Source organism: Longimicrobium sp. (genome assembly GCF_048594345.1).
In the GTDB taxonomy this organism is placed as follows: Bacteria; Gemmatimonadota; Gemmatimonadetes; order Longimicrobiales; family Longimicrobiaceae; genus Longimicrobium.
On the sequence record NZ_JBMDXM010000156.1, the window covers coordinates 51,797 to 75,304 of the forward strand.

21 protein-coding genes are annotated in these 23,508 nt (G+C 69.2%); 11 read left to right on the forward strand and 10 right to left on the reverse strand.

The features are described 5' to 3' along the window. Window positions 1-3 precede the first annotated feature (3 nt). Window positions 4-2,286, forward strand: coding sequence for a hypothetical protein (locus ACOJUJ_RS17185; protein ID WP_420128132.1), 2,283 nt, complete (start codon window positions 4-6; stop codon window positions 2,284-2,286). A 7-nt stretch (window positions 2,287-2,293) separates the two neighbouring features. Next, window positions 2,294-4,210: a hypothetical protein gene (locus ACOJUJ_RS17190; RefSeq protein ID WP_420128133.1), complete on the forward strand. Its 1,917-nt coding sequence runs from the start codon at window positions 2,294-2,296 to the stop codon at window positions 4,208-4,210. 496 nt (window positions 4,211-4,706) lie between these two features. On the opposite strand, the gene ACOJUJ_RS17195 is transcribed toward ACOJUJ_RS17190, so the two are convergent. The 5 genes from ACOJUJ_RS17195 to ACOJUJ_RS17215 form a co-directional block, all read right to left on the reverse strand. Next, window positions 4,707-5,792 (reverse strand): JAB domain-containing protein, encoded by a 1,086-nt coding sequence (locus ACOJUJ_RS17195; RefSeq protein WP_420128134.1) that lies wholly within the window; start codon window positions 5,790-5,792, stop codon window positions 4,707-4,709. Continuing rightward, a complete protein-coding gene (locus ACOJUJ_RS17200) occupies window positions 5,792-6,391 on the reverse strand; it encodes a hypothetical protein (RefSeq protein WP_420128135.1) in 600 nt (199 codons plus the stop codon). Before ACOJUJ_RS17200 ends, ACOJUJ_RS17195 begins: the two co-directional genes overlap by 1 nt. 962 nt (window positions 6,392-7,353) lie before the next feature. Then, window positions 7,354-8,469, reverse strand: a complete 1,116-nt coding sequence (locus ACOJUJ_RS17205; protein ID WP_420128136.1) for a hypothetical protein — start codon at window positions 8,467-8,469, stop codon at window positions 7,354-7,356. 475 nt (window positions 8,470-8,944) lie between these two features. Next, on the reverse strand, window positions 8,945-9,586 hold the full coding sequence (locus ACOJUJ_RS17210) for a hypothetical protein (protein ID WP_420128137.1): 642 nt from the start codon (window positions 9,584-9,586) through the stop codon (window positions 8,945-8,947). Further along, window positions 9,583-9,948: a hypothetical protein gene (locus ACOJUJ_RS17215; RefSeq protein ID WP_420128138.1), complete on the reverse strand. Its 366-nt coding sequence runs from the start codon at window positions 9,946-9,948 to the stop codon at window positions 9,583-9,585. Before ACOJUJ_RS17215 ends, ACOJUJ_RS17210 begins: the two co-directional genes overlap by 4 nt. A 187-nt stretch (window positions 9,949-10,135) precedes the next feature. Here ACOJUJ_RS17215 and ACOJUJ_RS17220 point away from each other — a divergent pair, with 187 nt between their 5' ends. Then, window positions 10,136-10,528 (forward strand): hypothetical protein, encoded by a 393-nt coding sequence (locus tag ACOJUJ_RS17220; RefSeq protein ID WP_420128139.1) that lies wholly within the window; start codon window positions 10,136-10,138, stop codon window positions 10,526-10,528. 181 nt (window positions 10,529-10,709) lie between these two features. Then, complete coding sequence (locus ACOJUJ_RS17225; RefSeq protein ID WP_420128140.1) at window positions 10,710-11,366, forward strand: RNA polymerase sigma factor; 657 nt, start codon at window positions 10,710-10,712, stop codon at window positions 11,364-11,366. A gap of 58 nt (window positions 11,367-11,424) precedes the next feature. Here ACOJUJ_RS17225 and ACOJUJ_RS17230 read toward each other — a convergent pair whose 3' ends face one another. From ACOJUJ_RS17230 to ACOJUJ_RS17240, 3 genes are read right to left on the reverse strand one after another with little or no spacing between them, the layout of a single operon-like run. Continuing rightward, window positions 11,425-11,904 carry a hypothetical protein gene (locus ACOJUJ_RS17230; RefSeq protein ID WP_420128141.1) on the reverse strand — a complete coding sequence of 160 codons (480 nt, stop codon included), beginning with the start codon at window positions 11,902-11,904 and terminating at the stop codon, window positions 11,425-11,427. 2 nt (window positions 11,905-11,906) lie between these two features. Then, entirely contained in the window at window positions 11,907-12,821 is a 915-nt protein-coding gene (locus tag ACOJUJ_RS17235) for a 3'-5' exonuclease (protein WP_420128142.1), read from the reverse strand. Beyond that, window positions 12,814-14,010 (reverse strand): zinc-ribbon domain-containing protein, encoded by a 1,197-nt coding sequence (locus ACOJUJ_RS17240; RefSeq protein WP_420128143.1) that lies wholly within the window; start codon window positions 14,008-14,010, stop codon window positions 12,814-12,816. The genes ACOJUJ_RS17235 and ACOJUJ_RS17240 overlap by 8 nt, the downstream gene beginning before the upstream one ends. Window positions 14,011-14,157: 147 nt before the next feature. Here ACOJUJ_RS17240 and ACOJUJ_RS17245 point away from each other — a divergent pair, with 147 nt between their 5' ends. The 6 genes from ACOJUJ_RS17245 to ACOJUJ_RS17270 all read left to right on the forward strand — a co-directional run bounded on the left by ACOJUJ_RS17245 (window position 14,158) and on the right by ACOJUJ_RS17270 (window position 19,123). After that, window positions 14,158-14,844 carry an RNA polymerase sigma factor gene (locus ACOJUJ_RS17245; protein WP_420128144.1) on the forward strand — a complete coding sequence of 229 codons (687 nt, stop codon included), beginning with the start codon at window positions 14,158-14,160 and terminating at the stop codon, window positions 14,842-14,844. 80 nt (window positions 14,845-14,924) lie between these two features. After that, entirely contained in the window at window positions 14,925-15,074 is a 150-nt protein-coding gene (locus ACOJUJ_RS17250) for a hypothetical protein (protein ID WP_420128145.1), read from the forward strand. 343 nt (window positions 15,075-15,417) lie between these two features. Beyond that, complete coding sequence (locus ACOJUJ_RS17255; protein ID WP_420128146.1) at window positions 15,418-16,431, forward strand: hypothetical protein; 1,014 nt, start codon at window positions 15,418-15,420, stop codon at window positions 16,429-16,431. Between the two features lie 72 nt (window positions 16,432-16,503). Then, window positions 16,504-16,776, forward strand: a complete 273-nt coding sequence (locus ACOJUJ_RS17260; RefSeq protein WP_420128147.1) for a hypothetical protein — start codon at window positions 16,504-16,506, stop codon at window positions 16,774-16,776. Window positions 16,777-16,779: 3 nt separating this feature from the next. After that, entirely contained in the window at window positions 16,780-17,886 is a 1,107-nt protein-coding gene (locus ACOJUJ_RS17265; protein WP_420128148.1) for an RES family NAD+ phosphorylase, read from the forward strand. A 70-nt stretch (window positions 17,887-17,956) separates the two neighbouring features. After that, window positions 17,957-19,123 carry a hypothetical protein gene (locus tag ACOJUJ_RS17270; RefSeq protein ID WP_420128149.1) on the forward strand — a complete coding sequence of 389 codons (1,167 nt, stop codon included), beginning with the start codon at window positions 17,957-17,959 and terminating at the stop codon, window positions 19,121-19,123. 416 nt (window positions 19,124-19,539) lie between these two features. Here the strand turns inward: ACOJUJ_RS17270 and ACOJUJ_RS17275 are convergent, their stop codons facing one another. Both ACOJUJ_RS17275 and ACOJUJ_RS17280 read right to left on the reverse strand, forming a co-directional pair. Next, window positions 19,540-21,831, reverse strand: coding sequence for a hypothetical protein (locus ACOJUJ_RS17275; RefSeq protein WP_420128150.1), 2,292 nt, complete (start codon window positions 21,829-21,831; stop codon window positions 19,540-19,542). Next, entirely contained in the window at window positions 21,824-22,213 is a 390-nt protein-coding gene (locus ACOJUJ_RS17280; protein ID WP_420128151.1) for a hypothetical protein, read from the reverse strand. The genes ACOJUJ_RS17275 and ACOJUJ_RS17280 overlap by 8 nt, the downstream gene beginning before the upstream one ends. Before the next feature lie 405 nt (window positions 22,214-22,618). Between ACOJUJ_RS17280 and ACOJUJ_RS17285 the strand changes: the two genes are divergently transcribed. Further along, entirely contained in the window at window positions 22,619-23,488 is an 870-nt protein-coding gene (locus tag ACOJUJ_RS17285) for a hypothetical protein (protein WP_420128152.1), read from the forward strand. Window positions 23,489-23,508: the final 20 nt, after the last annotated feature.

Below are 23,508 nucleotides of genomic sequence, written 5' to 3' on the forward strand. Positions count from 1 at the left end.
CGGATGTTCACCACCCTTCATTCATTCGCGATTATGCACTCCATCCTCTCAGCCGGCGCACGCACGGCTCTCCCGACTGTCCTGCTTCTCCTCCTCACCGTCGCCGGCGCGCACGCTCAGGACGGATCACTTCCGCCGGAGAACGCTATGGCCCGCGCCCGCGCGGCCGCGGCGCTCCGGGACTCCCTCCTGAAGGTCAATCCCAACTTTGAGCAGCAGCCCGAACCCTTGGGCGGCGATTCCCTCGTGGAACGCCGGATCCAGGCTTTCCTCGCCGCCCCCTACGACGTGTTTCCAGCGCCGACGCTCGGCGAAATCGACGCGGTCGCCGCTGCGGTCAACTTGAGAGTCGCCGAAGCACGGCACACGCGAGCCAGGGACCTCGCGCGCGCGGCGGCCGGGGGGCAGAGCGTGTCGGGACCGCTCGGCGCACCGACGGGAGCGCTCGGTGCCGGCGTGGAGGCAGCCCGTGCCACGGGCGTGGCGTGGCTGCCGTCGCAGGCCGACATTCTGCGCGGCGGAGCGGAGTTCTTCGTGAACCGGGCACAGGACGAGGTGGCATTCAGCTTTGTCCTGAACCTGCGGGAGCGCGTTCGCGGGGACCAGTGGCTGCAGGTAGCCCTGCCGCAATCGCGCGACCTGATTGAGCGGATGGACACCGAGACTTTCCAGACCTTCATGCCGCTGCTCCACGCCGCCTTCATGCGCGACCTGGACGACTTACCCGCACGTATCGATATCGTCGCGGAGGCGTTCGGGATCCGGGCCGAGCACCGCGCCTACCTCGAGGGCATGTCCGTGGTGTTCCAACGGGGGCTTGAGATCCGCGCCGGCAGCCCACCGGCGGTGGCGATGGCCAACCTGGTTCAGCTCGACGAAGGACAGGTGCAGAACCCGGTCATCCGCCGCGCGATGCAGTTCGTGGGGCTACTCGCCCGCGAATACGCAGCCGCCGGTGGCGAGCCGTTTATCCAGGAGCTTGCCAACCGGGACCGCGGGTGGCAGCGCCGGTACTTCGTGGCCCTGGTGGGCCACGACATGATTCGCCTCGACCCGGGGCTGAGAGCAACCGCATCCGATTTCCTCGAAGCGCTGCAGACGCGGGAGGCTGACGCCGTTCTCCTGCTCAACCAGCTCCACTCGCTGCCTCGCGTGGCCTCGGACGCCCGCACCTTGATGGACTCCGCGGCGACCGAGGCCCGGGCGGCCGTCTCGAGCCCGGGCGCGGTAATGCAGCTCCTGCAGGCCGGCTCCCGGTTCCTGATCGACGATCAGCAGCAGGAGGTTGCCACTGCCACCGCGGCGTTCCAGCGCTTCGTGGCGGATGCCACCACACTCTACGAGTCCGTGAGCAACCGCCAATATGGGGCCGTGGTTACGTGGCTGCTGCGGAGGCCGGAACTGGACCTGTGCCGGACAACGCCTGTGAGCTACGATGCGCTCCTGGCGACCGCACGCGCGGAGGCGGAGCAACAGGCGGACCGGTTGGATGCACTAGACGATGTTCGAGCGAACGTGCGCGCGCGGCGCGGGGCTCCGACAGAAGACCGGACGGCCGAACAGGACAGGCGGCGGGAGCGGCTGATCCGTCAAGCCGAGCGCGCGGTGCTTGGCACGTCTTCGCGCGCGGCGCGGCTCTCGGACAGGGCGTGCGAATGGCGGTTGCAGTACCTGTCGTTCGCGGCCTCGCTTGCCGGCGCCCGCACCGAAGAGGAGGTGACCGTGGCGCTCCGCACCGCCAGCGCGCCTGTCGGGTCCTATCGGTCCAAGCGCAATCAGGACACGCGCGAGCCGTTCCTGCGGCGTTGGGGTCCCACCACAGCGTCGGTCGTCGGCTACCCGGGACTGACCTTCGGGTGGGAGCGCCCCGCCGGCGGTCGCCTCCCGGGGAGAGACGACGCGAATCACGTGGGGCTGTCGCTGCCCGTGGGGATTGAGATTAGTCGGGGGTCGCCGCTGGGTGCGTTCTCCCTTTTCGCCTCAGTGATCGATTTGGGAACCCTGGCCAGCGCGCGGTTCAACGGGGACGAGGAAAGCGACGAATCCGAGCTCTCGACCACCCCCGAACTCGGATTCGGCCAAGTCTTCGCCCCAGGAATCTTCTTCATGGTCAACGCCCGAGGGTGGCCGCTCTCGCTCGGCTTCGGCCTGCAATCCGTCGGCAATCTCCGCGAGCGGTCCGTGACCGCCTCGGACGGATCAGTTACTCGCACGGAGCGGGTGGACGTTGTACGGGCGTCGGTCATCCTCGGCGTGGACGCGACGCTGTTCCACTTCCGCTTCTGAGCGGCCCGTGCCGATCTGGACTCCCTGGAAGATCCGCGGCAGCGCGAGGGAACGCGCCGCGCTCCTCCTGACGGTCCTCACCGCGGTCGCGACACCGATACTGCCCGCCCAGGAGGCACCCTTGGGTGTCCCCGCCGCCCCGATCGACACCGCAACCCTGCTCCATCCCCTGGAGGTGACGCAGGGGATGCAGGACACCGGTAACGGCGTTCCGCTCGTGGGTGGAAGGCTGACCTGGGTGCGTGTCCACCTGCGCCTAAACGAAACCGGTACTGCTTCCATACGCGGCCGGCTGCATGTGAGAACAGACGCCGGGCTGGACACGCTCCTCCAGAGCTTGAATGCTGCCGTGCTAAACCCCGACAAAGAGGGAAGGGCGGCAACGAACCGCATGCTATTTCCCGCCACCCTTAACTTTGAGCTTCCGGCCAACGCCCTGCCTCCCGGCGTCGTGCGGCTGCGCCTGGCGCACCTATTCCACGAGCAGTCGGGTGAGATGATCGCCTGCCCCGCCTGCGAATTGCCCCAAGAGGTGACGATCGGCGACTCCGCCGTGCTGCGGCTGAAGGTCGTTGCCCTGCGGGACGAGTATGGTCGCCACGCGGACGAAGACCAGGTGGTCGCGCTACGCGACTGGGCACGACGGGTGCTCCCCGTTAGCGAGGTACGGATGGAGTGGGTGTCAATGTACGTCCCCACCCCCTTGGAATGCGGCGACATCAATTTACACCTTGCCCGCATTCGCGCGCTTGACGTCCGAGCAGGCCAGGACAGCCGAACCCGCTACTACGGCATCGTGGCGGACGGCGGGAGCCTACCCATGCGGGGTTGCAGCTCGGGCCTGCCTCCCACCGCCGACGCTTCGTACATCGCCTCCGGTCCGGCAGGGGTACCCCGGCTCGGCGTGTACCCGTGGGACCGCGACGGCTCGTACACGGATTGGTATAGCTCCCATGAGCTCGCGCACACCTTTGGGGTGCCCCACCCGCCGCGCGACGGGTGCCAGCCCGCGGACACCGCCGGGACTGCCGTTATGATCTTGGAACCCCTCGCGGCTGGGATCGATCTGCACTCGGCCAACAGCATGAACGACTTGATGAGCTACACGTCCACGGGCGGATGCGTGGGCCCCTGGCTGACACCCGCAGCGTACCGGCAAATCCTGAAGCGGCTCCACGAGGAACAGTTCGACTATTTAGCCCGCGCCACAGTCTCCGCTCCGGCGGGGCGATTGTTCGAGCGGGCGGCTTGGCTGAACGTGGCCGGCACCGTAGGGCGCTCATACGGGCTGATGCACAGCAGTGTGCACGGCACCGTCGCTGTCGGGGAGCCGGGGACGGACCCGCGGCGGGACGCGGAATACCTGCAGGCCACGCCGGCCACCAGGCAGGTTACCATTTTGCTGCTGGACCCCAACGGCCTTGAGGTGGCCGCGGGTGCCGCGCCCCTGCAGTTCGATGCGCGCGACCGTACGCCGGATCAGCCGGGCACCTGGTCCGGAGCGTTCAATGCCTACCTGCCCAACCACCCCGCAGGGTCTGCCGTCCGGCTGGTATACCAAAACCTGGCCCTGGGCACGTTCCCGATCAGCCACCACGCTCCGCGGCTGGACGGCCCCGTCACGGTGCGGCGCACCCAAGGCGGCCTGGAGTTCACTTGGCGCGCGCGTGATGCCGATCCAGAAGCGGGCGCGCTCACCTTCTTCATCCAGTCTAGTTTCGACGACGGCCAAAGGTGGGTCACGGTGCAGGAGCAGACCCGGGCGCCGCTAACGGTCTCACCGGCGTTCCTGCACGGACGGGTCAATGTGCGGGTGCGGGTAATCGCCTCAGACGGACGGAACGAAACCGTGCTGTTCACCTCGTGCAACCTGGCAGAACCAGCGGCCGCCGTTGCGGCTCCGGACGAAGTCTGCCCGACGTGAGCCAGGCCACGGCGGCACTCCTTCGACAGCGCCGCGGGTGGGCAGCGTTCGCTCGCAAGCGCGGCTAGCGCGGGGACTCGTTACGGTCCACGACGAAATCCTGACCCCGACGAGCGCGGGCCGCACGTATCTCGATACGTTTGGCCCGCGCCAGCGTCGCTCAACCCCAGAGCATCCTCGCGCAACCGTCATCCGCAGGGCGGCACGGCGCCTGGAACTCGTGATCCCGCCCGGCTCTGAAGTTCTCGTCGGCAACATCATGGCCTCCGCGGACGATCTCGTGGATGCGTTTCGGAGGCATGCGGCCAAGCTTGAGCGGATCCGTGAGAGATAACCCCTATACTTTTATGTCCCACCATCCTCACCCCCCCGCCATCGCGTGATTGATGGGTGACGGGTGCTGGGGACAAGACGCTCTACGCTGCGAGTTCAGAGCACCAGATCGCCTAGCACAAAGCTGTCGCGCGAGGGGAGCGATACACTTCACAGCACGGACTCAGGCGTCATCGAGTGTAAAAACGTCTCCGACAGGCCGATCCTCTCCCGGCAGCCTCGCGAACGCTGCCCAGGCGCTGCAGCGGAACGCCCGCCCCACCGCGTCGTGGACGACGCCCCCGATGCCTGCCTCCGCAGCGAGTCCCTCCACCCCCTCGGCTATTTCCGTAGAGTCTCGGAACACGCGCGGTCCGGCCGCCACAGGAAAGACCGGCACCTCGCGCACGTACGACAAGCCGACGTCGTCGACGCGCACGGTAGCAGGAACACCGTCCAGGGCACGCTCCAGAGCCGCGCCCACCCGGCGCTGGAGCTCCTCCAGGAGTGGCTCTATCTCCTCCGGCCGGAGCGACGGGTCGGGCTCCACCGTGATCATCGGGTTGAGCGTGGCGGCGCGCGCCGGAACAGGTACGAAGGCTCGTCCGCCCCCCGGCTTCACCTCACGCCGCGCCTGCCACCGGACAGCCGTCATCCCACCTGCCAGGAACGCGGCTCCGAACTTCAGGGTGTCCAGCCCCGCCGCCCAGCCCTCGTCCGTGTTCTGCGTGCGGAGCGGATCAGGGTCATGCGGATCAAACTCCAGGAGCCCGAGGTCGCGGAGCGATGCGTACCCAGGCTCGCCCACGACCACGTGGTCGGCGACGGGGATGCCGACCAATTGTCCAACCAGTTCGAGCCCCTGGGCCACTGACACGTCTTCGGGGCTCGGCGAGGGGTCGCCCGACGGGTGGTTGTGCACCAGCACGATCGCGGCTGCGTTTCCGAGGATCGCCGCCTTGAACACCTCCCTCGCTCCCGCCTCGCTCCGCTGCAGCGACCCCACCGAGACCGTGTGCAGCCCGCTCACCCGCCCGCGGGCGTCCAAGTGGATCGCGACCATGTGCTCGCGGTCCAGCACACCGGCGTACCGGCGGTAGAGCGCCACCGCGTCCTCGGGCCCGCCGAACGCGCGCCAGGGGAACGCGAGATACCGCTCCCGCTCCAGCCGCACGCGATACACCGCCAGCCGGACCGCCGGCGCCTCCTCTTCCCGGGCCGCCGGCCGCTGGCCGTTTCCGGAGACCTGCCCCCCGTCGCCGCGGCCCATCAGCCGTCGCTCCGGCCGGAGAGACCGTCCAGGGCACCCGCGGCGAGGGAACCCGCTTCCTTGTCGCCGCTCGCGGCCGCCACCCGCACGGCGCGCCGGAGCCACCGCTCCGCCTCCCGCACACGGCCTCGCTGCTGGAGCATTCCGCCCGCCAAGTAGGCGCACCTCGCATCCTCGGGCCGCACAAGCGCGGCCGCTTCGACGAACAGCAACGCGCTTGCGGGGGCCTCGCTGCCGAGTGCCCACTCACTGATCGCCAAGCAGGCCCGCGCCAGGTGCTTCGGATCCGCGCCCGACAGGTTGGCCAGCTCACCCGCGATCACCGCAACCGGCGCCCAGAGACCCGGGGCCTCTTCCATCCGTTCGAGCGCTTCCTCCTCCCAGCGCGCCGGCTCCTCGACGTCCGGAGGGGCCACGGCCGCCTCATCGCCCTGGGCCCACGCGAGCACGATCCGGTAGGCGCGCAGCACGGTTAGCGCGTGTTCCGCCGGGACCTCCGAGGCGATCACCGACTCCTGCAACTCCGCTCCTTCGATTGAGATCGGCAGCGCGAAATCCGGCTGCTCGACGCGAGCGGCAGGACGACGAGGGGGCTCCATGCGGGTCCTTTCAGCTGCGGTGCGTGTGATCTCTGCTTCGTCCCTCCCTACTGGCGGACGAAAGCGCGGCACCGCCGCCTGCCCCGCACCTGATCCACTCTGTCACCGACCGGCACGCGCCTGCCCTGCCGGGACGTGCGCGCTCCTCGCCGCCCATCAGTTCCCGCTCCGAACATCCGCCCGGAGACCGGGGGATAGCCGTACGTGTAGGTCTGGTAGTCCATAGGCTCGGACGACTGGGGAGGGTGCTGCGCTCGCATCCGGTCGGCAGCCGCCGGTGGGGACGGGTTCGAGGGGACGGTCGCGGGCGTGGCCGCCTGCGCGCGGGGTTCCACGGGCTGGATCGTTCGGCTTCCCATGCAGAAATCTCCGTTTTTGTCCTCGTGAACGAGTGCCTCTCGGACGAAGTTCTGCCGGGAAATGCGAGGGCGACAAGGGCTCCGGTGAAAGATTCCAAGCCATCTGGCTTGTCATCTTCGGAGCGCCACCGCGTGCGGTGTATTGCTGTGTTTAAAAGGGAAGAAACCCTGATAACCTGGTCCCGATGGCGTCGCTGGCTTAGTCGGGAAGCGGCGCGTAAACAAATGGGTGTGGTGGCGCGAAGGGAACGGGCTTATGATTCAGCCCGCCCGCCCCCATGCCACGGCGGTGCTCCCACATCACATGCGCCAGAGGAGAACCCAACATGCGGAATGGAACGCGAAATCTTCGGCTCGGTGCGGCTATCTGCACCGTCCTCATCCAGGGCGCGTGCAACGCGCAGCCGACCGCCAGCCGCGCCGGTGCTGACGAGGCTGTCGCCCGGTCGAGTGGCAGCTCGAACCAGGTCTCAGGTGGAAGCAGCACCAGCGGGAGCGGCGCGACAGCAGCGCCGGGTGAAACAACTGTCGCGGGAGATACGACGGGGCGGGGCGGAGTGTTCGTAGGCTCGGGACACTAATACGCCGCCAGTGGGGGCGGCGTCAGGGTTCCATCGGCGACAGCGACTGCAGCCGCCTCACGAACCGGCTAACGAAGCGTACGACGCCCGGTGGCGGCTCCCGGGGCACGTCACCCGCGCGTTTTTCGCGGACGGATTCGATGACGTCCAGTGCCGCTTTTTCGGCGCCCCCCATGCCGCGCAAGCGGGCGATCTTCAGGGCCTCGTTCGCCGTGGCGATGGCTTTGCCGTCAAAGCCGAGCGTATGTGCGGCGCGGGCGATCTCCGCCAGCGCCGCGGGCGCGAACTCCCCCTTCTGCGCATCCTCTCGGTTGACGCTCTCGTACGCGACCCGAAAACGGTCCCGGTCCCCGACTGCCGCGGCCGCACGGGCCACGTTGGCCAGCAGGGCGACCTGCACCGCCGGGCGCGCGACGTGACGCGCCAGGGCATCATACAGGCGGAGCGCGTGCGCATAGAAGCCGTGCTCCGCGAAGAACACGCCGGCATCCAATGCGAGCAGCGCCAGCCGTTCCGGGTTGCTGTCGTCGTAGAGCTTGTAGGCCGCAATGACGTGCGCCAGGCCAACATCGAATGGATCGTCCGGCACCGACAGTGCGATCAGGTTGTGCCGCGCGGCGGCCCCAAGCTGGTGAAGGCTTCCGCGCATCGCTGCCCGCCACGCCCGCACGTACTTCTGCCGGGCCGACGCGCGGCGGCCCCGCTGCTCCTCCATCAGGCCCCACCCGAGGAATGCGGACGCGTACGCCGCATCATCCCCCGCGCGGCGCGAGAGGCCGATGGCGCGCAGGAACCACTCTTCCGCGCGCTCATGGCGTCCACAGCGCCGCTCGGCCCGGCCAGCGGCGAAGGCCAGCTCAGGGTCGCGCGGCCGCAGCCGTGCCGCCAAGCCTGCATAGAGCGCCGCGGTCTCCTCATGCCCGTGCAGCGTGGCCCACTCGGAGATGCTAACGCTGGCTTTCGCGAGCGCACGCGGCTCGACGGCGCGAGCGCTGCCGATCAGCTCACCGAAGGCGCGCAGCGCCGGGTGGATCTCCACGGCTTCCGCTGCGGCGTTCGTAAACGCGGGGTCGCGCAGGTAGGTGGTTTTCAGGAAGAGGTGGTGCCGGCCTTCGGCGGCAACCGCGTTCCAGACCACCCCGTCCCGGAACCGCTGCCAGAGCTCAATCCCGAGAAGGCCGGGGACCTCCTCCAGGATCTGCCGCGGCGCCCCGCCCCCCGGGCCCGGACCCGCGGCCAGCGCCCAAGCCCGCGAAGGCCGGGGACCCCCCCCCGGACCTGCCGCGCCACCCGCCCACCGGGGCTCAGGCGGGGCGGCGCGGGAATGGTCCACCGGCGCTTCGGCCCGCGGTTCCGCTCCCTGCCCTCCGGCTCCTGTTTGCCGATATAAGCCACTGTCGCTCGCGCATGTGCAGGGCAGTTCCATTCAGGCGCACATCATCGGACACAAAGAATGCGCGTGGCCACTTTGCCTAGCAAGTGTGCCATTCGTGCTTGCTGAGCTCATGCAACCGGCCCCCGCCAAGGCGGGAGAAGGCGCCGAAACAGACAGGCCCCCAGTCGGGGGCCCGCCAGGCATAAACACGCCGTCCACCCCCGCCGCCTCTACCAGATCAGGGTCGTGCGAGCACCCTCCAGCCATCGCTCGCGCGCACGAGGATCGCCTGGGCCTGCCGCGGAACACCCGGCCCCAGCTCCCGCTCGACCTCCGGGTACAGCCGGAGGAAGCCGGCATCCTGGGCCCAGGCCGCCACGTCCCGGAGCCGGTAGCTGTACGTCACCTCCGTCTGCACCTGCCCGGCTCCCTCTGCCGGCTCGGTGTAGCGGATGATGGAATCGACCTCCGGCGTGCCGTAGCAGAACCCCCCGGCCGGCTTTCGCGGATCCCACCGGCCGACCGGGAACTCCCTGTACGCTGACCGGCCCGCGTCCGTCAGCTCGTAGCGCATCGGATGCCCCCACGCCGCGCCTTCCACCGGCTCGGCGCGCAGCAGGCCCAGTCGGACGAGCGCGTCCAGCCGCGCGAGCATCGCGGCCCAGTCTGGTTCGAGGGTGGGATGGTGCTCGCGCCTGAGATCCGCGGGGAAGCGCCATGCGATGTCCGCGATGCACCGCGGGGTTTCCGCCAGGTGCCGGTCAATCGCCGTCCGGAGCTCGCCTTCGTCCGGACGGGCCGGACCGCCACACGCCGTGAGAAACAGGGCGACCGCGGCGGCGGCGCCCATCGTCCGGAAGATCAGCCGTCGCCGCGTCACGGGCACACCTCCTCGGACGAGTCGTCGGAGAGCTCCTGCCCCCGGTCATCATACGAACGCGCCCGATACCGATGGCATTCGTAGGCGGCGTGAGAGTTCAGGGTGGCGAAGACCGCCGGCGGGGACTCGGCCTGCTCGCCCGGCGAGAGGTCGCTGACCTGCGTCGCCGCGCTCGCGACCGTGCTGCCGTCGCGTCTCGCGTCGACCTCCAGGTTCACGGCCTCCACGCCGACGGTGCCGCGGTTCTCCACGACGAAGACGATCGCAGGAAAGCCATCGGCATACAGGACTCGCGTCGCTGAGACGACCTCGATGTCCGCTGTGCGGCCGGGATCAGCCGCATCGCCGCAGCCGGAAACCATGAGGGGCGCCAGGAGGAGACAAGCGATTCGGAGAGCCATCAGGCAGACCGGGGTGCGGGTTAGCGAAAGAGGCGGGCACACCGGCGGATCTGGTCGGCGCTTGCAACCGCGCGCGCCCAGCCCTATGCTCTCCAGTGTAACCCGACGTGTTTTATCCAGAACTTATCCAGAAGCGGCCGGGGCGGCAATGCTCCCTGACCGCTATGTCTCTATTTCCCGGATCCGCGAAGCGGCGCGTGCCCGCGCCGAGGCCAGCTCGAACCGGGCTGTCTCCCGCGAGATCGGCATCGCCCACCGCGGTTTTCTCCTCTTCCTCGAGGGCTCCCGCCCACAGGCAAAGACGCTCGAAAAGCTCTACGCGTGGTATCGCGAGCACGTCGAGCGAACCGAAGGCCCACCGATCACCGCCTCTGACGCGCTGCTCGTCCTCGTCCGCGCGCTCCCGCCGGAGCGCCGCCCCGCTGCGTCGGGCGGCGTGATCGCCTCCCTGCGCGAGCACCACGCAGCCGCAGGAATCGAATTGCCCCCCGACGTACTCGCCGCCGCCGGCAAACCCGCCGGAACCCCAGCCGGCACGTAGCTTCCGCGCCACGATGACCGAATATGTCCGGCGAGCGGCGAACCAGGCCCGCGCACCGGAAGCGCCGTCGCATTAGAATGCCCGGATTCCGTGTTTACTCTGTCTACTGGGAAGGCAGGGCAGGCACGCCTCGTCACGATACGGCGCCCCGGTGGTGCCGTGTCACCCGGGCTCCGGCGGAATGCCAGATTCAACCGCACGCACCGGCCTCGTCGAACTCGCCGCGGCCGAGAAGGACGGCTGTGAGCACGCGCTGGAGCGCCTGCTCGCGCACGTGCATGTCCATGTTGTCAGAGCTTGCCGGCGCTGGCTCGCCGGCATCGGAGATGGCGCGGCAGAAGAGGTGGCCCAGGAAGCGCTGGTGAGGATCGCCGCGGGGCTCCAAACCTGCCGCGCCGGCACCGATGAAGTCCTCTTTGCCTGGTGCCACGCCGTCGCCCGGCACGCCGCGATGGATCGGTTGCGGGAGCACCTGCGGGAGTGGGAGGTGCGCGCCCTGGGCGACGAGCTCGCGGAGGTGGAATGCGGCGCGGATGCGGACGAACGGAGCGCGGCCGTCGGCGCCCTCCTGGCAGTGCTGCACGAGGCGCTCGGGACCGAGCCGGAGGCGGTCCACGCGCTGCTCTGGCACCGCGTGGTGCGGCGCGACAGCTGGGAGGAGGTCGGCCACGCGCTGGGCCTGACCGCGGCCGGGGCGAAACGCCGGTTCCAGCGCACTGTCGCCCGCGTCAGGCGGAAGGTGGAGCGCCTGCTGGCCCAGGGCGACGACCCGGGCCGCACGGACGCGCGCCGGTGGCTGGCACGCCAGCGTCACGGGCTCATGGCGGGCAAGGCGTAGAGACGGGCGGACCCACGCGCCCAGCCTCGCGCGGCGCGCCGGCCCCGACCACTTGCCGTCACCCGTCGCTCGCGGGCGCCTCCTCCTCCAGCACGATGCGCAGCGCCGCCTCCAGCCGGGCTGCGGCGTCGCCGTCCGCGCCTACCGCGCCGCCTGCCGGCGCCAGCGCGGAGCCCGACGGCAGCGCCGCGACGTGCGCCTGGATGTGCGCCAGGCGCACCAGCGCGTCCTCCCGGGAGACGCCGGCCGCCACGACCAGCGCCACCCGCTGGTCCGGCCGCGAGATCGTCCGCGTGACGCGTCCGAGGACGAGGTACCCGCCGGGCCCTTCGCCCGCGAGCAGGATCTCCCGGGAGCAGCCCACCACGTACACGTCTTCCGGGTCGTGCTCCGCGAGGTCCGCGAGATGGACGGCGGCTTCCGCCCGGACGCGGATCGACTGCAGCGCCTCGCCGGCCGGGAACCGCCCCGCCGCCATCTCCTCCGCCACCGCCGCGTCGGTGAGCCGCTCGACCCGGCCGTCCTGGTGCCCGCGCACCTTCAGACCCGCACCGAGTAGCGGTCGGCCGCGCCGAAGGCGTGCAGCTTCCAGGGCGTGCCGCCGCGCCCGGCATAGATGGCCTCCCGGAGCCACGCCGTCTCCCCCTCCACCTCCTCCTCGCGCCGGTCGGCGTACCACGCCTTCGGCCGCCCTCCTTCTCCGGGGCTCCAGCGGTAGCCCCTCCCCTTCAGGGCCATCCGCGCCCCGTAGGGCGCGTCCAGCGCCCAGACCCGGACCGTCCGCCGGCGGCTGGACCTGAGGAGCAAGGCGAAAGGCAGTTCGCCGGACCGGAACGGCGTCGCGAGCGCGTGCAGCGCCGCATGGCAGTCCTGATCCGCCCGGTGCCCCTCGAAGAAGGCCCGGCAGTGCTTGAAGAGGACGAACTCGAGCTTCGCCGCCGCGATCCCGTGCTCGCCCCAGGGCACCTCCACCTGCGAGCAGGCCCACGGCATCTTCCGGAACAGCGGCATGCGGCGCTCCAGCAGGGGGCGGTCGAATCCGGCGTTGTGCGCGATGACGAGGCTCGCCCCGGCCGCCAGCGCGGCAACGGCGCCGTCGTCGATTCGCCGGCCGGCCACGTCGGCGTCCGAGATCCCGGTGAGCGCGGAGATCTCCGGCGGGATCGGCCGGCCGGGGTCCTCCATCTGCACGAGCGGCTCGCCCACGGCGTAGACGCGGCCCGTCGATGGCGCGTACTCGAACGGCAGCAGCGCGAGCTGGATGATGTCATCGCGCTCGGTGTCGAGCCCGGTGGTCTCTACGTCGGCGTAGAGCGCACGGTACGTGGCTGTGCCGTCCGGCTCCGCGTACCGGCCCTTCGGCTCGAACCGGCGCGCGACGCGGAACGCGCCTGTCGCGTCCAGCGCATCCGCGATGCGCTGCAGGGCAGCGTCCCGGAGCACGCAGTCAGGCATGGGACGCCCCGTGGCGCCAGCGGTACGGGCGGGGCGGGCGCGCCGGCTCCCAGGCGAGTCCCCGCGCCCGGCCGACCCCCCAGTCAGGCAGGGTGAGGACTGCGCGCTCCTCGCCGGCGAGCAGCCGCTCGATCGCCGCCTCCAGCTGGTCCTGCGAGGGGATCATGTAGGCCGAGCGGATGCGGAGCACGCGCCAACCCGCCGCGATCATGGCACGGTCGCGAGCTTCGTCCCTGTCCTGCAGGGCCCCATGGAAGTACCAGCCGTCGTACTCGACCGCGATCGGCACCCCGTCACGCTCCAGCGCGACGTCGACGGCCAGTCGGCCCACACGGCGGTTCAGCTCCCCTCCCAGCATCCGCGCCAGCCGCCGCTGGTTCTGGGAGACTGGCATGCCGTTCACGCGGTCCTGACACCCGTGGCAGCCCGCCCCCCGCTCGATGCAGGCGTAGCTCGCCTCCCACTCGTGCCCCTTGCGGCAGCGCCAGCGCGTAGGATGGATGTTCCGCCGCGCCGGCGGCCCCAGCCACTCGAACCCGCGCTCGGCGGCGAGCGCATGGTAGCGCTCGGGCGGGATCCGTTGCCCGGCGTTGCGCCTGTCGAGCCTGCACCTCGGGCACCCGCGGCCCTGTGCGAGCTTGTGGAAGGGCGCGGTCCAGATCCGCTCGCACGCCAGGCATCGCCACCGCGTCTTGCCCCAGGCGCTCCCAGGCAGCGGGCCCAGCCAGTCCAGCCCCGCTCGCGCACCGGCAGCCCGGTAGTCCGCGTCCGTGTGGCGATCGCGCGCGCAGCGCTCCAGGTGCTCGGCCCGCGCGCACCCCGGACACCCGCGGCCTTGCGCGATCCGCGTGTACGTGCTCCGCCATGCGTGCCCGCGCGCGCAGGTCCACTCCGTCCGCGCCCTCGCCGTGCCCGGGTAGCGGCCCGTCCACCGGAACCCGCGGGACTCGGCCAGGGCGTGGTACGCCCCAGGCCCGCACGTGCGCAGCTCGGCGCGGCGGCGCACCGCGCAGTCGGGGCAGCCGCTGCCTCGCTGCAGCGCGTTGTAGATGGTTCTCCACCACCTGCCGCACGCGAGGCACTTCCACCAGGTGCGCGTGTTCGCGTTCCCCGCCACCGGCCCCAACCACGCCGCGTTCCGCCGCCGCGCCATGTCCCGGTAATCGGCCGGCCTCTTCGTCTCGGGCATCCCGTCCGCTCCGGCAGGGCGGCTGGCCCGGCGAGCTTCCGCTCCGCCTGCCCACCGCTTCCACCGGAGCGGACGGGCAGGCGGCACCGGTGCCGCGCTTCCGTCCGCCAGTATGGGAGACGGATCTCGGCGACCGCGGGAGGAGCGATGAAGGGCCCGACACCCGATGGCTTGCTGGTGTGCCTGGCGGAGGCGGCGGTGCGAGGGGACGAGGACGCGATGGAGCGCCTGCTCACGGAGCTCCATGTCGACCTGCTCAGGTACCTGCGCCGGTGGCTCCGCTTCTGGCGCCAGGGCGACGAGCTCGCGATGGAGATCGCGCAGGAGACACTGGTGCGAGTGGCCCGAGGGCTGCATTCCTTCCGGGGGACGAGCAACGGCCAACTGGTCAGCTGGGCCCGCGCCGTCGCCGCCAACCTTGCGAAGGACGCGGCCCGCGAGGCCCGGGGTGAGTGGGACGCAGTGGTGTTCGGCGAGGAGTTGGACGAACTCGATGCCCATGAACCGGACCTGCCCCTTGGGAACGACGACGACACACCGGGGTCGCAAGGGCGGAAGGTGGTGCTCCGGCTGCTCGGAGAAGCCCTGCAGGGTGGAAACGAAGAGGCCCAGGCGCTACTCTGGCACAGGCTCGTCCAGGGCGACAGCTGGGCCGATGCCGGCGCGGCCGTGGGCCTCACGCACACGGCGGCCAAGCGGCGCTGCCAGCGCCTGCAGGAGCGGCTGCGCTCGCAGGTGCTCGAGCGCATCGAGAGCCTGCCCGCCGCCGATGCGGCCGCGGCGCGGCGATGGCTCGCGCACCTGGAAGCATCGACCCCCGCTGGCCTACCCTGACGCGATCCGATGCGATGCCCGACGACGGCAAAGACCTCCCACCGAGACTGCTCGACCGGCTGATCCGCGCTTACCTCCGGATGCGCGGGCGGCCGGACCGGCCGGAGCTGCCGCCCGCTCCCAGCCTGGACGAGCCGGTGGACACCAGCCCCGCCACGCCCGAAGAGCGGGCCAGCGCCGAAGCCGCGGCCCGCGAAGTCATGCGGCGCCTCCGCGAAGGTCCTCGCTGAGCCCTGCCTGAGAAAACGCGCCTCCGCCGCCCACCGGGCGGCGGGGGCGCGCCGGCTACGCTCCATGCGAGGGCCGGGCCTGTCCCCACCGAAACATCCGTATTATGATCGGGCGCCCGCCTTCCACGCCCGACCCTCGGGGGAGCCGCAATCCGGATGAACGTACACTACTGGCCTATCGGAATCAGGCCCGCGCAGCCGCTCCTGCTGTCCCATGACCAGATGGCGGGGATGCTCCTCCAGGACTGGGCCCCTCTCAGCGCACCTCCTCCCGCATCCGCGTTGTTCGGCTGGCCAGCCCACCTCATCCGCCCGCACGACGACGGCGGCACCTTCTAGGGAGATGCACGAGGAGCTGGCCGGCACGGAGCGGCAATGGAAGCGCGTGATCGCCTGGATGCTCGGCGTGGTCGGCGCACGCCACCTGCTCGCCGAGGAGGGCTATCGCTGGATCGCCCCGGTGAGCGCCTTCCTCGCCGACGCTCGACACCCCATCCGGACCTACAACTGGCACCGTGCCTTTCCGCCAGGTGCGGTCGTGGCCCAAGGGTTCCCCCGGCAGCGAGCCAACGGCACCACCAGGCCCAAGCCCACTCCCCTCCTTCCGGATTACCTCGCGATGCGTCCACGACAGGTCACCGGCGTCCGCGGCTGGGCGGCGGTCGAGGCGAAGGGCACGGAGGAGGCCCTGCACACCCCGAGAAAAGACAGGTGCCCGCGTCCATGGCGGCGGCAGGCGTGGAACCTCATCGTCACGGTCCATGGCATGCGAGTCCCGGTCCCGCGGCACATCGTCGCGGCGACCCGGGTCAACCCCAACGCGAGGAAAGCCACCACCCGCTGCCTTCACATCCGCGGGTGGAACTCCGCCGACCGGCAGCCGCCGGAGCCGCCACCGCAGCTCGCGGTCGAGATCGCGGCGGCCCACCTCTTCGGCCTGTGCCTGAGCCTCGGGCTCGTAGAGAACGCGGCCGCGCTCGCGGCTGGCGTAGAAGCGAGGAGCCGCGGGGCGTCAGAGGCCGGGAAACGCCGTCCCCGCCGGGACGAAACGCTCGCTGCGCTGGCCGCGAGCGCCGACGAGGAGCTTGGCTCCCACAGCGCTCCGGCTACCGGAGACGACCAGGAGACCCGCCGCATCCAGCGCACCCTGGTGTCCTCGCTCGGCTCCGCGGAAGTCACCATGGAGCCCGCTACGACCACGCTGATCGAGCGCTTGCGCTCTGCGGACATCGACGAGGCCAGCGCAGCGCTGGACGAAGCCGACACGCGCCTCGACGAGCTGATGGCGGCCTCGCCCCCGGCCGCGCGCGAGAGCGCGCTGCTCCAGAACGGCCTGCGGATCCGCTTTAAGCCGTGACATCTCTGGGATCCCTGGAAGGCCACGCATCCCACCCCAGCTTCCCCGTTCCCGCCTGACCGGACGCGCAAGATGCCCACGAACTGGTCCGCCGCATCGCCCTTGTGCTCCGACTGCGTGGGCGATCCCGAAGTCGGGAAATTGATCCGGGCGAATGGCGCCCGCGCCCGCTGCGAGAACTGCGGCCGCCGGCGCAAGTCGGTATCCCTGGAGCAACTCGCAGAACTGGTCGATGGGGTCTACCGGGACTTCTACTCACCCGGCGAGATGGAGCCCCGGTTCAGCCGGGATACCGACCACGTGGAGTACCAGCAGAGCGGGGAGTCGCCGGTCGACATCGTCTAGGAGATGCTCGAGGTCGACTACGAGATCGCGGAAGCGATCGTCGGGCTCCTCGCGGACGCGGAAGCCTACAGCGTCGTCAAGGACGGCGCGGACGCGTTCTACGACGATTCAGGCGGATACGTCTTCATCCCGCACGCCGTCTGGCCGTATGAGCAGAACGAAGCGTGGAGCAGGTTCGAGGAACGGGTCCGGTACGTCCGCCGCTTCTACGACGACGAAGGCCGCGCATCCCTCGACGAGCTGCTGGGCGACGTAGAGGCCGCCGGCTGGGCGGGGGCACCCTCGCCGGTGCGGGTGCTGAAGCCCGGCGAGGACCTGAGGATCTACCGCGCCCGGCGCACCGATACGGTGGCAGCCTCACGCAAGGTGCTCAAGGATCCGCGCGCCGAGCTCGGACCGCCTCCGCGGGACCTGCGCATGGGCGGGCGCATGAACGCGCCCGGCATCGCCAACTTCTACGGGGCGCTCAGCATCGAGACCTGCGTCGCGGAGATCCGCCCGGCCGTCGGCGGGCAGGTCGTGGTGGGCGCCTTCGAGGCGGTCCGCCCGCTCAAGCTGCTGGATCTCTCGGTGTTCCGGAGCCTGCCGCCGTTCGGGAGCATGTTCCGGCCGCGGTTCCGCGAGGAGCTGGCGAGGTGGCGCTTCCTCATGGGGTTCCACGACATCGTGAGCCGGCCGATCCAGCCCCACGAGGAGTTCCTGGAGTACGTGCCGACGCAGGTGGTCGCCGACTATCTCGCCAACGTCCTCGGGTTCGACGGCGTGATCTACTCATCCGCGCAGGCAGGGCTGCCGGAGGAAGGGGAGCGGCAGGATGTAGAGGAGAACCGTAACATCGCGCTCTTCAACGCGGAAGGGATCGTGGAGACCGACCCAGCCGCCCGATCCGATGCTCCTGCCGCCCACCCGCCGACGGCCGGCGGGCCCGACCTCGACCTCGGTCTCCTGTGGCAGCCCGAGCTTCCGCCGCCCCCATCCGTCCGATACGTGCCGGACAGCGCCGAGGCGTACCGCGTCGCCTCCGTCAGATACCGCCACGAGCCGGAGTTCGTGTCCCTGCACGACGACGGATCTCCGTTCGACCCTGTCGAGCTGGTCGACTTCGACTGAACCCAGGACAGCGTCGCCGCCGGGAGGCACGGCACCCGGGCTACCAGGCCCGACGACCCCCATCCGTCCCATGAGCGAGATCCGCGTCGAGACGTTCACCGGTGATCCGGCCCTGGCCCAGGCGGCGGCCGCCCACTGGAGCCAGGACGAGCAGCACGCGTTCCGGTTCAAGGTCGCGCCCATCGCCGCCAGCCTGTGCAGCCGCGTCAGGAACGTCGCGCCGCGGGTGGCGAAAGCGAGCATCGCGTTTGTGCCCGAGTGGCCCTGCAGGTCGTGCGGCGGACGGCGGCCCCTGGCCAACCGGGAAGACTACGTCAGGGGCCGCGCCGGCCCCTACGAGTGGCTCTGCAACGCCTGCCTGGAACGGCGACAGGCGGAGGTGGCCACCGCCCGCCGCGCAGCCATCCGCAGATGCTTCCCGGCCCTACCCGACCGCGCGGCTTCCCGGCTGACGCTGATGGACCGCGTCTACCTGATGAGCTTCGCCCGTCTGGCGAAGGGTGGGCCTGAAAACCCGTCAGGGGCCGTGGCACAAGCGTACCCGCCGCTCTCGCCGACACCATTCCAGGACCGCCTGATCGTCGAGCGGCTGCATGCCCAGCGGCTCATCCAGGTCGCCCCTGAGTCCGATCTCTCCGCATTCGACTGGGATGAGGACGGCCGGCCCGAGGCCTTCGACCCGCTGCACGTGTCGTGGCTCATCGCCAGCCAACCGGAGCCAGAGGCGCCGCTGGTCCCCTTCCAACGCGAGCACGAGTTCGCGTCCGCACTCCAGCTCTGCAGAGCCGTCCTGATCCAGGAATGTTTCCAATACCTGGAGTTCACTCTCGCGGAACACCGCCTCGCGTTCCGCCCGGGCAGAGGCACCCACGACCTGTTCGAGCGCCTGATCGCAGATCTCTCCGTCGCCCAGATCTACAGGCTCATCTGGCGGTCAGCGAAGGACACCGCCGCCTTCGCGGAACGACAGCGGCTCACCCCGGACCACGCTGGCGCGACCGTCATCAACCAGCTCGCGCACACCGCCAGCTACCTGCTCTCACGGGAACTCCCGGTTGATCCGTACCGCCGTGACTGGCGCGTCCCCCGCTCACGCCTCAGCGAGGTGCTCTTCGACGAGCTCTTCCCCCTCGGCGCCGAAGCGCCGTTCGCGGCCCGGTGGAGCGCCCTGGAAGAGACGATCGCCGCGATGATCCTGCCGCCCGCGGACGCCGCAGCCCAAGATGGGCCGGGATAAGTGCGGGGCACATGAGCGCACAGGAACGGAATCGGAGTTGCGCCGCAGGGGGCAGGGGTACGACCAGAATAAGGAAAGGCGATTCTACTGCAGAAGACCCTTTGCAAGACCCAGCGACCGTAAACTTAGGTGAGCAGCTGCGCCGAGTTGTCAGGAGGAATCTCGAATTTCGCTAGTATTTGGCAACGGGCGGCGATCATTGAAGCCGAGTTCGGCCTGACCATTGACCGGAGGTGGAAATCTTCTATCTCGTTAGTGTTAAAATACATAGCTTTTGTTGTGGTCAAAAACGCTGTTACTAGTGAAAATTTCTGGTCAGGCCGGCGATGGTTACACAGCGAGAGCTCCCATCCAAGGTCGGATGGGAGCTCTCATCCAGTAACGCCGATCTGGAGTCTGCGTCGGGACCAAGCCGCTTACGGGTCTATCTCCTCCCAGATGATGCGTTGCGCTTTGGCCGTCAGATCCCTGCCCCGGAGGTGACCATACGTCTTCTTGATCATCGAACGCGTGTTGTGCAGCGCGTCCGCTGCACGGTCTATCCCGTCCGGACGCGTGCGGACAAGGTGAGTCGCCACGATGTGCCTCACCGCATGCGGGTTGAAGCCACGCGGCGCGTACTCGGGGATGTACCGGACGACGATCGAGCTCAACCAGCTACCATAAGTGAAGGGCTCGGTGTTGACCCGCCGCGAACCCACTGGTCCGGGGCGAAACACCCAATCGCACCCCTCAGCCCCTAGCAGAAGCGGTCGGCACGCGGCGAGATAGTCATCAATCAGCGGCGTGAGCGCGGGATCCACGTCCGCCAAGTAATCCTCGTCTCTGAATTCAGCCAGGCTCTTGAAGTATCTCCTCGGGATGAAGATCTGGTAGTCGCCTCCTGCCCGCTTCCGCAACTGGCCAGTATTGTCCGCGCGCCACGTCATCTGCGACCAGTGCTTCTTCCGCAACGGGTTCCGCACGAGCATCGAGACGTAAAGTAGGTCCCGGACGCGAAGCGCCCGCCGCAGAGGTGAAAGGTAGTCAGCGGTATTCTCATAGTCCGCGGTCATCCGGTCTAGCAAAATCCGCAGAGCATCCATAGGACGATCCAGATCGAGGATCGCCTGGATGTGCTGATAGTCGCGGGTATGCGTGATGGAGTCGCTCAGATCTTCCAGCCACTCGCCTATCCACTCCACCATCCGCTCGCAATGCGAACGCCACTGCTGCAGTGTCCCCTGTGGACGCTCGCCGTCAGCCAAGAGCAGTGACTGAGGCGAAAAACTCTCCCATGCAACCCCGTTGGCCTGCCAGAAGAAACCCGTTTTGGGGCGGAGCAGGGCTCGAAGCCACGCAAGGAACGAGATCGTCGCCGTGTTGTAGCTCGACGCCCTCCGCGCGCGGAAGTCGATGAACCCCTGAACCTGCTCGGGAACGGCTAAGTCCAGGATGGAGAGTTGGGAGCCGTCTCTCCCCAACCCCCGCAGGCGTGGATCAGATGCGTCCGGGGGCAGCGTAAGGTAGCCAAAAAAGTGCCTGATGTCGGTGTAGACGAAATCGGCGGTCGGAGACTCGCCGTCTTCATAAACTCTCCAGAATGAGCCTGCGCGGGTACTTCGATTCGCTGGTGTCCGATTGGTTTTATGAGCCTTCAGTGTTTCCCATTCCTTCTGTTGGTCGTGAGTTAGAGCCCAAGCGTATTGCTCCGGACGCGGGGTCGGTTCAGGGAGCAGCTTGGACAGATCGCCTGGGGCAAGCTGGAGAGTCTTCTCCAGCACCGGAAGCGTCGACTCCCGGCGCTTCTCACCCGGGACATACCTCGCTTCAACCCATCCCTGCAAAGTCGGACTGGGCATGCCGACCCGGCGGGCAATTTCGGCGGCGCTGACATTCTGAGCTTGAAGAGCTTTCCTGAGTGCCAACGCGAACGGCATCGCTCCAGCGCGCGTTTTCCGGGGCGGCATCGGCCGAAGCGCGCCAACGAGTTTGGCCAGTGTGCCATCTGGCAGGCCCAGCTCTCGCTCCAGAACGGGCAACGCCTCACGGTTCTCACGATCGGGAGTGAATTGTCCGGTGATCCAGCCGTGCAAGGTAGAATTCGTAATGGCGGCCGTCCGTGCCAATGTGGTGGCCGGAATACCGCGGCGCTCCATGGCGACACGAAGGGTTTCACCGAACGTCAGCCCACTTCCCTCAACCACCGTTACCGAGGCGGCGATCTCAGCCAGCTTGTTGACTTTGGACAGGTAGGGGCCGATCGTTGCCGGCGATTTGCCCTGCCGCATGAGCTCCGCGCGGAACTCCTTCTGGTACTTCGGCAGCTCAGCCCCGAGTTCCGGCCCGACCCGCCCCTGCTCGTCCAGGCCGAACGTGCGCATGAACAGGCGCAGCCTGCTGAGGAGGCCGTCCACGTCTTTGCCGCGGCGGCGGATCTCGTCCTCGAGCTGCCCGTACGTCGGCCGGACGAGCGCCGGCCCGGATGCCCCGGGCGGAGCGAGCTCCACGGACAGCCCCGCGGCGAAGCCCTTCGCGTTTGCCTCCGCCCCGGCCACATCGGTTGTTCCGGCGTCTGCCTGGAATACGGGCCCCGTCGAGCCCTTCATGACCGCCTCCAGCCGGAGACGCCTCTCGCCCGGCCACCGCACCACGCTGACCAAAAACCCGAACGCCTCCACCACGGCGATGCGCCGTCCCTTGGGGCCGCCTGCGATGACCTCAGGCATGCCCGGCCTTCGCGTGCGCCTCGGAGCCGGACGCGCGCACCGCTTGGCGCGCCGCTGCCGCCGGGTCGAAGGCCGACTGGTCGCTGGTCCGGTCTGCGCCTTTCTTCTTCAGCTCGGACGACAGCACCCGAGGCGCTCCCCGCCGGCCGGCCTGGGTGAGCGCTCCCGACGCCAGCAGCACGCGCAGGTGCGCGATGCTGTAGCCGCTCTCGGCTGAGGCCTCCCGGAGCGTCAGCAGGCGCCCCTCCGCACGGACGAGCGCCTCTTCCAACTCGGCCGCGTGCGCCTCGCAGAGGCTGGCCAGCTGCCGCAGGCCGTAGCGCCGGCGGAGGCCGGACGCCTCTTCGCGCCACGCGCTCGCGAGCGCCTGCAACAGAGGCACGGTTGAGTCTCCATCCGGGAGACGGGTTGTTGCCATCGCACACACCGGGTCGGGACCTGCGGCTGGAAGGACGCGGCAGAACCTCCTCGCGACTGGGGCAGAATCCGGGATGGGAGGCGCCGACAGCCGGTACGCCCATGCCCCTCCCGTAGAGGCGGACGCAGGTGTGGCACCGGCCGCCCGCACACGCTCGGGGATTGTGCCGGCGGCTCCGCCGCAGTCGGATACGGCCCCCACTTCTGGTACGCTCCACCTGGTTCTCCATATCGCTGACGATCGCGGGCCGGCCCTTCCGACCCGCTCACCCGGAGAACCAAACGGATTGTGAAGGGTGGGAAACTTGCCCGCCGCATCAATCCCATCCAAGTTGTCGCTCCAACCTTTTGCGCCAGATGGTGTGAGTTGATGAGCGACAAACACAAGCAGGAACGTCCGGGCCGTGGTCGGCCTCGCAACGAGGAACAGATTGAGAGGGCAAAGAGGAGGGCAAGCCGCGAGGCCGCCCTGATCGGCGATCTCGGACAAAAAGAGAACCGTGACTGCGTGTACCGGCACCGGGCGCGGGTGCGCGCGGAGGTGCTGGTGTACGTTCTTCGGCGCCAGCTGAACGACGAGCGATGCTTTGACGAGGGATTGTTCCAGGCCTGCAGCGCCACGCTTCTGAACTCAACGCCCTCGGGCGCTACGAATCCACGCTCAGGAGCGCTGGTCAGCTCGATGGTGCGAAAGGTCATGCGGCGGACAGGATTGCCGCGGGGACCAGCTGAGTTCAGGGAGTTCTTCGCGGCCGCCAGCCAGACGATCTGGACTGGCATCCAGTCAGTGAATTCAGGTGACACGGTGTGGCAGGAGCGGTTCGGCATGAGGCTGAGAAGCCGCCTCTTAAACGTGGCCGAGGCAAGCCGCCGTGACATTCGGCGCATTGCCGCCACGGAGAGCTTCGAGCAACTCCCCCCTTCCGTGCTCTTGGCGTATGAGCGTGACGCGTCTCCAGAGATTGGTGACGCTGAGGAAGAAGAGCGGATGCTCGCGCTCGCGGTCGCAGCGCTGAAACGCGCCCTGGACCGGCTTCCGCACCCCTCTCTCCGACTCGTCTATTCCGTTGACGACGTTGGTCGGATGATCCCGACCCGAGATGCCGCCCGTCAGCTGGGCTGCGACCGGCGCACGGTAACGAACCTCCGTCTCCGCGCCCGCGAACTCCTCCGTCGCGACCCTGTCCTTCGTGAGGAGATTCAGAAAACGGGTTTCAAGGTACGGCAGGAACGTTCGTGAGCCGCATGAATCTGGAGACG